At 75.4% G+C, this 12,852-nt stretch carries 9 protein-coding genes; 8 read left to right on the forward strand and 1 reads right to left on the reverse strand.

The window, feature by feature from the left end; genetic code table 11:
* Nucleotides 1–77: 77 nt before the first annotated feature.
* The 7 genes from DQ244_RS02605 (at nucleotide 78) to DQ244_RS19280 (ending at nucleotide 10,557) form a co-directional block, all read left to right on the forward strand.
* On the forward strand, nucleotides 78–4,589 hold the full coding sequence (locus tag DQ244_RS02605; RefSeq protein ID WP_113809896.1) for a PKD domain-containing protein: 4,512 nt from the start codon (nucleotides 78–80) through the stop codon (nucleotides 4,587–4,589).
* A gap of 270 nt (nucleotides 4,590–4,859) precedes the next feature.
* Nucleotides 4,860–5,666, forward strand: a complete 807-nt coding sequence (locus DQ244_RS02610) for a CDP-alcohol phosphatidyltransferase family protein (protein WP_233491126.1) — start codon at nucleotides 4,860–4,862, stop codon at nucleotides 5,664–5,666.
* Nucleotides 5,663–6,868 (forward strand): glycosyltransferase, encoded by a 1,206-nt coding sequence (locus DQ244_RS02615; RefSeq protein ID WP_113809898.1) that lies wholly within the window; start codon nucleotides 5,663–5,665, stop codon nucleotides 6,866–6,868. The genes DQ244_RS02610 and DQ244_RS02615 overlap by 4 nt, the downstream gene beginning before the upstream one ends.
* Nucleotides 6,865–7,605, forward strand: coding sequence for a polysaccharide deacetylase family protein (locus tag DQ244_RS02620; RefSeq protein ID WP_113809899.1), 741 nt, complete (start codon nucleotides 6,865–6,867; stop codon nucleotides 7,603–7,605). Before DQ244_RS02615 ends, DQ244_RS02620 begins: the two co-directional genes overlap by 4 nt.
* A 14-nt stretch (nucleotides 7,606–7,619) precedes the next feature.
* Nucleotides 7,620–8,903: a hypothetical protein gene (locus DQ244_RS02625; protein WP_233491127.1), complete on the forward strand. Its 1,284-nt coding sequence runs from the start codon at nucleotides 7,620–7,622 to the stop codon at nucleotides 8,901–8,903.
* Nucleotides 8,900–10,138 carry an O-antigen ligase gene (locus DQ244_RS02630; protein WP_113809900.1) on the forward strand — a complete coding sequence of 413 codons (1,239 nt, stop codon included), beginning with the start codon at nucleotides 8,900–8,902 and terminating at the stop codon, nucleotides 10,136–10,138. Before DQ244_RS02625 ends, DQ244_RS02630 begins: the two co-directional genes overlap by 4 nt.
* Nucleotides 10,139–10,413: 275 nt before the next feature.
* The gene (locus DQ244_RS19280; protein WP_158544451.1) at nucleotides 10,414–10,557 is read left to right on the forward strand and encodes a hypothetical protein; all 144 of its coding nucleotides are present in this window, start codon (nucleotides 10,414–10,416) and stop codon (nucleotides 10,555–10,557) included.
* 162 nt (nucleotides 10,558–10,719) lie between these two features.
* Here DQ244_RS19280 and DQ244_RS02640 read toward each other — a convergent pair whose 3' ends face one another.
* Nucleotides 10,720–11,925, reverse strand: coding sequence for a YveK family protein (locus DQ244_RS02640; protein ID WP_113809902.1), 1,206 nt, complete (start codon nucleotides 11,923–11,925; stop codon nucleotides 10,720–10,722).
* Nucleotides 11,926–12,267: 342 nt separating this feature from the next.
* On the opposite strand from DQ244_RS02640, the gene DQ244_RS02645 reads away from it, so the two are divergent.
* Nucleotides 12,268–12,726, forward strand: coding sequence for an adenylyltransferase/cytidyltransferase family protein (locus tag DQ244_RS02645; protein WP_113809903.1), 459 nt, complete (start codon nucleotides 12,268–12,270; stop codon nucleotides 12,724–12,726).
* Nucleotides 12,727–12,852 lie beyond the last annotated feature (126 nt).

Raw genomic sequence — 12,852 nt, forward strand, 5'->3', positions numbered from 1 at the left:
ATCGTCACTCTCGGTACTCGACGACGGCATCCAGGGGGAGGCCGCCGCTCTCGGGTCCTGGCACACGGGGGAACCGCATGTCCACGTCTTCGAACGCGCCTCGGCGCGCGCCCGCCCGCCTCGTCGCGGGCTCCGTCAGCCTCCTGCTGGCGGCCGGCAGCCTGGCGCTCCTGCCCGGCGTCGCCCAGGCGGACTCCGCGCCGCTGACCCCGTCGGCCGCGACGCCGACCACCGTCGCCGCCGACGCCCTGCCCACGGTGCAGATCAACGGTGTCGTGTGGGCGCAGGCCGTCGTCGGCAACACCGTGTACGTGGGTGGCAAGTTCACGAGCGCCCGGCCCGCGGGAGCGCCCGTGGGGACCGGCGAGACGCCGCGGGCGAACCTGCTCGCCTACGACATCCGCACCGGTGAGCTCATCACCTCCTTCGCGCACGACCTCAACGGCCAGGTGCTGGCCGTCGCGGCCTCGCCCGACGGCTCCCGGGTGTACGTCGCCGGTGACTTCACCGCCGTCGACGGCCAGACCCGCCGTCGCGTCGCCGCCTTCGACACCGCGACCGGCGCCCTCGTCGCCGGCTTCGCCCCGGCCGTGCAGAGCCAGGTCGCCGCCCTCGCGGCCACGAACGACACCGTGTACCTGGGCGGCAGCATCACCGCCGTCGGCAGCGTCAGCCGCAGCCGGCTGGCCGCGGTCAAGGCCGCCGACGGCAGCCTGCTGCCCTGGGCCCCGGTGCCCGGCGTGGGTTCCACCGCCGGGAACCGGCTGCCGAACAACCCCGAGGGCAACGCCAAGACCAGCGACGCCGTCCTCGCCCTGACCGTCGCCGGCACGGGGCAGGTCATCGCCGGCGGGCGCTTCGACAGCATGAACGGCGTCAAGGCCACCGGCGTGGCCGCGCTGGACCCGGTCTCCGGTGCCACGAAGCCGTTCGCGATCAACCAGCGGCTGACCAACCAGGGCGTCAACTCCGCGGTGCACAGCCTGACCACGTCCGGTGACCTGGTCATCGGCACCGCCTACGACTACTACGGCCCGGGCAACCTCGAGGGCTCGTTCGTCGTCCAGGCCGACGGCGGCGCCATCGTGGCGATCAACGACTGCCGAGGCGACTCCTACTCGAACTACTCGACCGGCGGGGTCGTCTACGTGGCCAGCCACAGCCACGACTGCAGCCAGATCGGTGGCTTCCCGGAGCAGAACCCGCGCACGCACCGCTTCGGCGTCGCCTTCACGCTGGGCGCCACGGGCACCGTCGGGACCAAGACCATGGCCAACGCCAACTTCCGCGGGCAGCCGGCGCCGTCGCTGCTGCCCTGGTTCCCGACGCTGACGCCGGGCGACTACACCAAGCAGTACCAGGCCGGCTGGTCGGTCACCGGCAACGACCGCTACGTCGTCTACGGCGGTGAGTTCCCGAGGGTCAACGGCGTCGGGCAGCAGGGCCTGGTGCGCTTCGCGCTGCCCGACAGCGCACCGAACGCGGTGGGCCCGGCGCGCGAGGGCTTCACCGCGACCGCGATCTCGCCGGCGCCCGGCCGGGTCACGGTGAGCTGGACCGCGACGTCGGACCAGGACAACGCGAACCTGGTCTACCGCGTCGAGCGCGAGGGTCAGGCCCTGCCGGTCGCCGAGACCGTCCAGGCCTCGACCTGGTGGAACCGGCCGGCCATGTCCGCCGGCGACGCCGGCGTCAGCGGCGACCTGCGCTACCGCGTCACCGCGACCGACCCGTTCGGCAACACCGTCGCGACGCCCTGGGTGGCCGTCTCGGTCGCCGCGGCGACCGGTGGCGAGACCCGGCCCTACGCCGACACGGTGCGTGCCGACGGTGCGTCCAACCACTGGCGCCTCGGTGAGGTCTCGGGCAACGCCGTCGACGCGATCGGCAGCCGTCCGATGACGGTCGGCGCGGGCGTCACCCGCAACCAGGCCGGGGCCGTGCCGGGCGACACCGCCTACTCCTTCAACGGCAGCTCGACGGCGTCCCTGGCCACACGGGGCACCACCGCCGCGCCGAACACCTTCACCCAGGAGGCGTGGATCCAGACGTCGTCGACGTCGGGTGGCCGGATCATGGGCTTCGGCAACAAGGCCACGGGCACCAGCTCGACCTTCGACCGGCAGGTGTACCTGCAGAACGACGGCCGGGTCTCCTTCGCCGTCAGGGTGCCGACGTGGTTCGGGCTCTCCAGCGAGATCCGGTCGGTCACCAGCACCGTCCGGGTCACCGACGGGGCATGGCACCACGTGGCCGCCACGATGAGCTCCTCGGGCATCGCGCTCTACGTGGACGGCGTCCGCGTCGCCTCGCGCACCGATGTGACGACCGGGCAGTCCTACAACGGCTACTTCCGGGTCGGGGCCGACAAGGCCGTCGCCGGCGTGAGCACGTTCACCGGGCGCATGGACGAGGTGGCCCTCTACGGCACCGCGCTCTCGGCCCAGCAGGTGGCCGCGCACGCCGCCGCCGGCGGGGTCGCCGTGGCCGGGAACATGCCGCCGACCGCCCGCATCGCCGCCACCGCCACCGGTCTGACCGCGGCGCTCGACGCCCGCGGCTCGACCGACAGCGACGGCTCGGTCGCCTCCTACGCCTGGGACTTCGGCGACGGGGAGAAGGGCACCGGTGCGACGGCGTCGCACACGTACGCCGCCGCGGGCCGCTACGTCGTCACGCTCGCCGTGACCGACGACAAGGGCACCACCACGACGGCGAAGACGCTGGTCACCGTGGCTCCCGCGCGGGTCAACCAGGCTCCGACGGCGGCGTTCACCGCCACCGGCCGCGACCTGGACGTGGCGGTCGACGGCTCGGCCAGCGACGACGCCGACGGCACCGTGGCCACCCACTCCTGGAACTGGGGTGACGGCTCCGCCGACGCCACCGGGGTCACCGCGACGCACGTGTTCGCCACGGCCGGCACCTACACCGTGACGCTCACGGTCACCGACGACGAGGGCGCCACGGCGACCACCTCCCAGGAGGTCACCGTCACCGCGCCGATCCCGACCGCCCCGATCGCCAAGGACACCTTCGGCCGCTCGGTCACCGGTGGCCTGGGCACGGCGGACGTCGGTGGCGCGTGGACGGCGCTCGTCGGTGCTCCGCGGCAGTCGGTCACCGACGGCGTCGCCGAGCTGGGCCTGCCCGGCGCCGGCAACAACACGGCGTCGCACCTGGCCGGCGTGAGCACCACGAGCGCGGACATCCGGAGCACCGTCACGCTCGGCGCCGCGCCGACCGGCACCAGCGGCACGTGGGCCTACGTGACCGGCCGGCGCACGGCTGCCGGTGACGAGTACCGGGTCCGGGTCCGGGTCGATGCCGCGGGTGCGGTGCACCTGGCCCTGTACCGGCAGGCCGGGGGCGTCGAGGCGTTCCCCGGCGGGGAGGTCACGGTGCCGGGGCTGACCTGGACGCCGGGCACCGCCCTGGCGACCCGGGTGCAGGTCTCGGGCAGCGGGACCACCGCCATCACCGCGTCGGTGTGGGCGGCCGGCCAGCCGGAGCCCGCGCAGCCGCAGCTGTCGCGGACGGACACGACCGCGGCACTGCAGGCGCCCGGGTCGGTGGGTCTCGCGGCCTACCGCCCGAGCAGCAACATCGCGGCCACCGCGGTGCGGTTCACCGGCTTCCGGGTCGGCCTGGTCGGCGCGGGGCCGCACACCAACCTGGCTCCCACGGCCACCTTCACCGCGGAGGCCACGGACCTCGCGGTCGCCGTCGACGCCGCGGGTTCCGCCGACACCGACGGCCGCGTCGCCCGTGCCGACTGGGACTTCGGGAACGGGTCGTCGGCCACCGGTGCCACCGCCACCCACACCTACGCGGCGGCGGGCACCTACACCGTGCGGTTGACGGTGACCGACGACGAGGGGGCCACGGCGACCACCACCCGGACGGTCACCGTGACCTCGCCGGCCGCCCCGCCGGTGGAGGAGCCGGCCGTGCAGGTCGCGGCCGACGCCTTCGAGCGGGCGGTGACCGGCGGCCTGGGGACCGCCGACCTGGGCGGGGCCTGGACCTCGGCGGCGGGCGCCTCGCGCCAGGCGGCCGTGGACGGCGGGGCGGTGCTGACGGTCAACCCGGGCAACAACACGGGTTCCTACCTCGGCGGGGTCTCCGCCGCCGCCGTCGACGTCCGCACCACGGTGTCGTTCTCGGCGGTGCCGGCCACCGGCACCGGTGCCTACGCCTTCGTGACGGGGCGCCGGGTCGGGACCGCCCAGTACAACGCCCGGCTCCGGGTGCTGCCCGACGGCAGCGTCGGCGTGGCGATCATCCGCGAGGTCGCCGGGGTGGAGACCATCCTCGGCCCGGTGACCACGCTCCGCGGCGTCACCTACACCGCCGGCATGCCGCTGGAGGTCCGGTTCCGCGTGACCGGCAGCGGCACGACGGACCTGGCCCTCACGGTGTGGCAGGGCGGCACGGCCGAGCCGGCCACCCCGACCCTGGTCCGCACCGACACCGCCGCCGAGCTCCAGGCGCCCGGCGGGATCGGGATCGCGGCCTACCTGTCGGGCAGCGCGACCGGCCCGGTCGGCGTGCGGTTCGAGGGGATCACCGCCACCGCCGTGCGCTGACCCGCACGACGAGCCCCGTGCCGGGCCGGCCCCCGTGGCCGGCCCGGCACTGTGCTGTCCGCGGCACCGTGCTGTCCGCGGCACGGTGCTGTCCGCCGGCGCCACGGGAGGACGACGCCCGACCGGGTGACCCGTGGGGGTGAGGGCGTCCGGCCAGCCCTCCCCATGCCTCCCGGACGCGTAGATGCTGGTCGGAGCGACGACCAGCGACCGTGCGTCCCGCGCGGCCGCATGCCGTCGGACCGGTCAGGCACAGCACGGGAGGCCACAGTGGACGGCTCGGGGAACGCCCTCGCCGAGGTCGAGGAGGCGTGGCCGGGAACGGCTGCCGCTCCCGCACCGCGCCCGGCGGACCCCGAGGGGCTGCGGGCCACGCTCCAGCGGCTGTCGGCCGCCCAGAAGGGTTCGGCCGGGGCGCCGCTGTACTCGCGCTTCGTGAACCGGCCGCTCGGCCGGTTCTTCGCCGCGCTCGCGTTCGGCGCGGGGCTGACCCCCAACGCGGTGACCGCCGTCAGCGCCGCGTTCACCGCCACCGGCATCGCGCTGCTCGCGCTCGTGCCGCCGTCGGTTCCGATGGGGCTGACCGTCGCCGCCTGCCTGGTCCTCGGCTACGGCCTCGACGCCGCCGACGGCCAGCTCGCCCGCCTGCGCGGTGGCGGTTCGCCGGCGGGGGAGTGGCTCGACCACATGGTCGACGCCGCCAAGGTCGCCGGCCTGCACCTGGCCGTGGCGATCGGCCTGTACCGCTTCACCGACGTCGACCCGGCCGTGCTGCTCATCCCGCTCGGGTTCTGCTTCGTCGACGTCGTGATCTTCTTCGCGATGATGCTGAACGAGGCGCTGCGCGCCCAGCACGGCGCCGCCACGCGCGCCCAGGGCCCCACGCAGCAGGTGGGCATCGCCCGCTCGGTCCTGGCGCTGCCGACCGACTACGGCGTCCTGGCGCTCGCCTTCGTGCTCTTCGGCGCGACGTCGGTCTTCGTCCCGGTCTACGCGGCCCTCGGCCTGGCCGAGGGGCTCTTCCTCGCCCTCGCGCTGGTCAAGTGGTTCCGCGAGATGGACCGACTGCCCCGATGACCGGCCAGGAGGACCGCCCGCCGCTGCTGGTGGTGCACCCGGGGTCGGAGCTGTACGGGGCCGACCGGATGCTGCTGGAGTCGGCGACCGCGCTGGCCGGCCGCTTCGCGGTGACCGTCGTCCTGCCCGGCCCCGGCCCGCTGGTCGCGGAGCTCGAGGCCCGAGGGGTGGCCGTCGAGCTGTGCCCGATGCCCGTGCTGCGCAACTCCGCGCTGCGGCCGCGCGGTGCCCTCCGGCTGCTCGCCGATGCCGTCCGCGGCCTGGTGCCCGCGCTGCGGCTGCTGCGCCGGCACGGCGCGGCGGGTGTCTACGTCAGCACCCTCACCCTGCCGTCCTGGCCGCTGCTGGCCCGGCTGGCCGGCCGGCGCTCGATCTGCCACGTGCACGAGGCCGAGCAGTCCGCTCCGCGGCTGCTGCGCCGGGGGATGGCGCTGTGCCCGGCCCTGGCCGACCGCGTGGTGGCCAACAGCCGGTTCACCCTCGACGTCCTCACCGAGGTGGCGCCGCGACTGCGCCGGCGCGCGACCGTCGTGCACAACGCCGTGCGCGGGCCCGCGGAGGTCGCCCCGGCCCGGGAGGGCCTCGACGGCCCGGTGCGCCTGCTGTTCGTCGGCCGGCTCAACCCCCGCAAGGGCCCGCAGGTGGCCGTCGCCGCGCTGGCCGAGCTCACCCGCCGCGGCGTGGACGCCCGCCTGACCGTCGTCGGCGACGTCTTCCCGGGCTACGAGTGGTTCGCCGAGGAGCTGCGCGCGAGCGTGGCCGACGCCGGCCTCGGGGACCGGGTGGAGTTCCTCGGTTTCCACGCCGACGTCTGGCCCGACCTGGCCCGCGCCGACGTCGTGCTCGTGCCCGCGGTGGGCGACGAGTCGTTCGGCAACACCGCGGTGGAGGCGGTCCTCGCCGCCCGGCCGCTGGTGGTCAGCGACCACAGCGGCCTGCGGGAGGCCGCGGCCGGCTACGCCGGCGCCCAGGCCGTCCCCGCCGGCGACGCCGGCGCCTGGGCCGACGCGATCGCCCGCGTGGCCGCCGACTGGCCCCGCTTCCGCGAGGCCGCCCTCGCCGACGCCGCCGTGGCCCGGCGGCGCTCGGCGCCCGATCGGTACGCCGCCGAGCTGGTCGACGCCGTCGCCGCGCTCCACGCGCCCCTGCCGGCGTCCCGGGAGCTGCTCGCGCCGGCCACCGGATCGGGGGCCGCGGCATGAGCGCCGTCGTCAGCCGGGTCTCCGCCCCGGCGGTGCTGATGTACCACTCGATCAGCGCCTCGTCCGAGCCCGATCCGCACGCGATCCGGGTGCACCCCGACCGGCTCGACCGGCACCTGGGGCTGCTGCGCCGGCTCGGTCTGCGCGGCGTCTCGCAGACCGAGCTGCTGCACGCCGTCGACCGCGGGCAGGCCGCCGGCCTCGTCGGCCTGACCTTCGACGACGGTTTCGCGGACTTCCTCACCACCGCCGTGCCGGTCCTGGCACGGCACGGCATGACGGCCACCGTCTACGTGGTCGCCGGCCACATGGGCGCCACGAACTCGTGGGACACCGGCCCGCAGTTCCCGATCATGACCGCCGACCAGGTGCGCGCGGCGGCGGCCGCCGGGCACGAGGTCGGCAGCCACACGATGACCCACGCTCGGCTCGCCGGTGCCGCCCCGGCGACGCTCGCCGCCGAGGTGGGGGACAGCCGGCGGCTGCTCGAGGACGTGCTCCAGGCCGAGGTGCCGGGTTTCTGCTACCCGTACGGGTCCTACGACGCCGCGGCCGCCGACGCCGTGCGCGCGGCCGGGTACGACAACGCCTGCGTCACCGGCGACTACGTGCCCGGGGACCGGCACACCCTGCCGCGCTGCTACGTGAGCCCCCGCGACACCCGCGCGCACATCCTGGCGCGGCTCGTCCGGCACGGCGTGCGCATCCGCCGCCCCCTGCCCGCTCCCGGACGCTGACAGGCGGACCGGACGTGCCCTCCGTGCTCTCGTCCCTGACCGGCCTGCTGCGCCGTCGGGCGACCACCGCCGTCATCGGCCAGGCCACGATGGCGCTGGCCGGGCTGACCCTGCAGGTCGCCGCCGCCCGGTTGCTCGGCGCAGGCGGGCTGGCGGTGTTCTCCCTGGTCTACGGCGCGCTCGTGCTGGTCACCGCGGTGTGCAGCGGGATGGTCGGTGACTCCCTGACGGTGCTGGACCGGCACGACCGCGCGGTGCGCGCCGGCCTGCACGTCTGGACCGTCCTCGTGTCCGCCGCCGCCGGCCTGGCCGGGGCGCTGGCCGCGCTGGTCACGGACGCGGTGCCGGTCTGGGCAGGGCTCCTGCTGGCCCCCGCGTGCGCCGCGTTCGTCGTCGAGGACACCCTGCGCCGGCTGCTGATGGCCACCGGCCGGTACAGCGCTCTGCCGGTGGTGGACGCCACGAGCCTGGTCGGCGCGCTGGCGGCGCTGGTGCTGTGCGGCCTGGCCGGTGGGGTGACGCTCAGCTCGTTCGTCGTCGCGCTGCTGGCCGGGCAGGTCTCGGCAGCCGTGGTCGCCTGGTGGCTGCTGCCCGCGGCCGAACGGCCGGCCGGGCCGTGGCGCCGTCCGGGCCTGCGCACCGTCGCCGACTTCGGCGTGTGGCGGGCGGCCGCCCAGACCGTCCGTCCGGGCTCGCTGACGCTGCTGCGGCTGCTGCTCGTGGGGACGGTCGGCGCGCTGGCCTACGGGCCGCTGGAGGCCGCCCGCGTCTACACCGCGCCGATGCTCACGCTCGTGGCGGGCATCGCCTCGTTCCTGCTGCCGCACTTCGTCGGCCTGCGCGACCGGCCGCTGCCGGACAGCCTGCGGGTGGCCGACCGGGCGTCACTGGGCCTCGTGGCGGGGATCGCCACGCTCGGGGTCGCGGCACTGGCCGCGCTGCCGTGGCTCGGGCCCGCGCTGACCGGCGGCGGGTACGACGTGCCCGTGGCGGCCGTCGCCGGCTGGACCGTGTACGCCGCCTGCGCGGCGCTGCTGCTGCCCTACGCGTCGCTGTCCTCGGTGCACGGCGAGCAGCGCCGGGTCCTCGCGCTGCGCGCCGTCGAGCTGGTCTCCCTCGGCGGTGTCGCCGCGCTGGTGCTCGTCGCGCCGCACGCGGTGGCCTGGGCGCCGTTCGTGCTCGCCGCCGGCCCGGCGCTGACCGCGCTCGCCGTCCGCCAGTCCGTCGTCGTCCCGCTGGTCCGGCGAGGTGCCGGCCGGCCGGCCCGCCGGCCCGCCCGGGACGAGGTCCCGGCGTGACCGCGCGGGTGCGGGAGACGGCGGTCCCCGGCCGCCTGCTGGTCTGCATGCTGCTGCTGGTCCTCACGACCGTGGGCTGGCGGCGCGGCACCTACTTCACCGGCTCGGTGGACCCGGTCGTCGCGGCCAAGGGCCTGCTCAGCGTGGCGGCGCTCGTCCTGGCCTACTTCGGTACCCGGCGCGTCGCCCTCCGCCTGGGGACGGGCACGCTCTGGGCGCTGGGACTGCTGCTCGCCGCCTCGGTGCTCGGGGCGTTGACCCACGGACCGCTGGTCGCCGGCGGGGTCATCGCGGTGCGCGTGACCATCGTCGCGCTCACCGTCGTGCTGCTCCTGCGCTGCTACACCGGCACCCAGTTCTTCGCCGCCCTGGCGTGGTCCTCCGCGGGGATCGGCGGGGTGGCGGCGGTCAGCGGCCTGCCGAGCCTCTCCTCGGGCCGGCTGGCCGGGGGTTTTCCGCAGCTGGCCCCCAACGAGCTCGCGCTGCTCGCCTGCCTCGTGGTGCTGTACGCCGCGTGGCGGATCGCGCTGGGGGCCAGTGGCGTCCCCATGGCGGGGATCGCCGTGGTGGCGCTCGGCGTCCTGTGGTTCACCGGCTCGCGGACGGCGCTGCTCATGCTCGTGCCCGCCCTGGTGATCATGGCGCTGCACGTGCGGCGTGCCCGCGTCGGCCTGGTCGTCAGCGGACTGCTGCTGGCAGCTGCCGCCACCGTCGCGGCGCTCAGCACCGATGCGCTGACCGCCTTCCTCGAGCGCGACGGCGACGGCACCAGCACGGTGGAGTCGCGGTTCATCGCCTGGGACGCCGCGACCACGTGGGCCGACGACAACTGGCAGCTCTTCTTCGGTGGCGGCATGTCGGTCAAGATCATCCCGGTCAAGGGTCAGTACTGGGACGAGCAGCCGCTGGACAGCAGCTGGGTCTCCCTGCTCGTGCAGGTCGGACTGGTGGGTCTCCTCGTGGCCTCGGCCTGGGCCCTGTGGACCGTGCGCGGAGCGCTCCGGGCCCCACGGGAGTCCCGGGCGCTGTTCCTCGGAGCACTGGTCTTCCTGCTCGGCCGCAGCGTGCTCGAGAGCGGGTTGTTCGACGCGACCCCCGACTTCCTCGCCTTCCTGGCCATCTCGCTGCTGGCCGAGGGTGGCTCCCGTCGCCGCCTCGCCGAGCAGCCCCCGGAGAGCGGTGCCGGGCCGGCGTTGCCCGCCCGCCGACCGCGGCCTGCTGCGCTCACCGGCTGACCCTTCCTCGGAGCGCGCCCCGAGGAGACACCGCGCGAGCAACCCCCTGAGCACGGTCGCGCGTCCGTCCTCGATCGGATGACAGGGCGGTGCGCTCCGCGCACCCCTGGTCAGCGACCCAGCAGCATGGTGGCGACGGCACGGCTGACGGCAGGGTGGACACCGTGGACATGGCCCGGCACCAGGGCGAGGGGGAGCAGCCGAACCGTCGAGGGGTGGGGGCCCGACTACCTCGTGCGCCCTCCCTCGCGACGCACGGCCTGGTCAGTGGAGTCGTGAACCTCCCGTGGCTGCTGTCGCTCGGATGGACGGGCTTCGTCATCGGATGGGCGGTCACGCTGACCGCGGTGCTCCTGATCAGGACCTTCTTCGTTGGACGCTGGCGTCGCGACGGCGAGGCGGCGGACGCACAGCCCTGAAGCCACCCTGGCGACTGCCCCGCGGGATCGCGACCGCCACCTGACCCGCCGTCGACAGGGCGTCGTCACAGGGACCAGGTCCGGCCGACGGCCCCGGGAACGCCGACGGGCCGGCCGGGACCGCGGTCCCGGCCGGCCCGTCGGTGCGTGCCGTGCGTCGGCTCAGCCGCGCCGGGCGCCGTTCATCGCGACCGGCTTGCCGGTCGTCGCGACCGGGGTCGGCCTCGGCGGCGTCGGCAGGACCGGCTGCGCGACGTCCGCGTCGTCGTGCGGGGAACGGCGGCCCCGACCCCGCGGCACCAGGGCGATGGCGAGCGGGGTGATCCCCGCCGAGCCCAGGATGGTGCGCATCTCGCGGAGCTCCCGGTCGTCGACCCGGCCGCTCGTCACGACCAGGACGACGCCGTCGTGGCGCTCGGCCACCTGCTTCCAGGAGCGCAGCGGCATCAGCGGGTCGGCGAGGTCCAGACGGATCCGCGGACCGTCGTTCCCGACCGCGCCGGTGAGGGACTCGGTCACGGCGGCCGTCAGGCCGCGGCCGCCGAGCACCTCGGTGACCTGCTCGGCGAAGGCGCGGGACGCCTGCTCGTCCGCGGGCGCAGGGGAGAGGACCGCGATCCGCACCGGCTGCTTCTCGGCGTGCAGCTCGAGCCGCCGGGCGAGCGTGCCGGCCGCCTGCCCGGTCAGGGCGCTGCGGCGGCGGCGACCGGAGGGCTGCACGAGGACCTCGGTGTCCCCGGCGTCCTCGCCCCAGGCGCGGCGGACGTCGTCCTCGGTGTGCAGCGTCGAGTCCACCCGGCTCCTGACGACCGCGGCCGCCAGGCCGGCGAAGAGCCCGGCGACGACGCCGAGCACCAGCAGGTAGAGCAGCACGGGGGACGACGGCGAGGTCGGGGCCACGGCGGGATCGACGACGCTGAGGCGCACCGGCTGGTCACCCGACGACGGGGTCTCCAGGGTCTCGACGACGTCGGTGAAGAGGTCGGCCACCTCGTTCGCGATGGCGGCCGCCTCGACCGCGTCCGGACCGCTGACGGTGACGTGCAGCTGCGTGGTGTCCGCCGGGTTGGTCGCCGACACCCGGGTCCGGAGCTCGGCCAGCGGCACGTCGAGCCCGAGCTCCTCCCGGACCGGGGCGAGCACGGCCTCGCTGGTCACGATGTCGGGGTAGCTCTTCACCCGCTGCTGCACGAACGAGGCGCTGTTGGGGATCGAGGGCGAGACCGAGACGAAGACGGTGGCGCTCGCCGAGTAGGTCGCGGGTGTCACGGCGAACACGAGGAGCCCCGCGAGCGCGCCGGTCAGCGTCGCGCCGACCCAGATGACCCAGTGTCGCCGCACCGCGGCGACGTAGTCGCTCAGTTCCATGTCGTCCCTTGCCTGCCCGCGCGACCGAGCGAGGCCCGGAAGGGCGCCCTCGGGTCGCGTCCCCCAGTCGGAATTCCGACGATATCCGCAGGTCAGCGCGCCGAGGCCGGTGCGGAGGGGCGCCTCACCCCTGCGAGGGGGGCGCTCCCGGCCGTGCCGGCGGCCCCGGCCCCCGAAGGGGTGAAGTATCCCGCGACGGTCACCAAGCGTGACCGTTCTCGATTAACTTTCCGGGCGTCGCCGCTGCGGAGCGCCATGGATGCCGTTCCTCGCGTGACCCAGCGTGATCAGGCGAGCGCTCCCGACCGGGGAGTGCGGACCACGGGAGGATCGGGGGATCCCATGACGGTCATCGGCTACGCGCCCGGTGCCTACGACCTGTTCCACGTCGGGCACCTGAACATCCTCAAGCACGCCGCCGAGCACTGCGACCGGCTGATCGCCGGCGTGGTCTCCGACGAGATGCTGCTGCTGACCAAGGGCCGCGCGCCGGTGATCCCGCTCGCCGAGCGCATGGAGATCGTGAGCAACCTGCGCTTCGTCGACGCCGTGCACGCGGAGGTCGTCCCGGACAAGGTCGACACCTGGCGCGAGGTCCGCTTCGACGTGATCTTCAAGGGCGACGACTGGCGGGGCACCGCCAAGGGCGAGAAGCTCGAGCGCGACTTCGCCGAGGTGGGCGTCCGGGTGCACTACTTCCCGTACACGATGCACACCTCGAGCACGATCCTGCGCAAGGCGCTGGCGGCCATCGACGCCGAGGCGCCCGTGGGCCGCGGCGCCCGCGTCCTGACCTCCTGATCACCGGCCCCGCTGCAGGGGCCCGCGGCGAGCGAGCGAGTCGTGGGGGGCAGCGGGGTCCTTATGCTGGGAGACCGGCCCCTGCCGCACTCGGCGGCACGTGCGAGGCCGGTCGAACCTCAGGAG

The organism is Blastococcus sp. TBT05-19 (assembly GCF_003319095.1).
Lineage (GTDB): Bacteria > Actinomycetota > Actinomycetes > Mycobacteriales > Geodermatophilaceae > Blastococcus.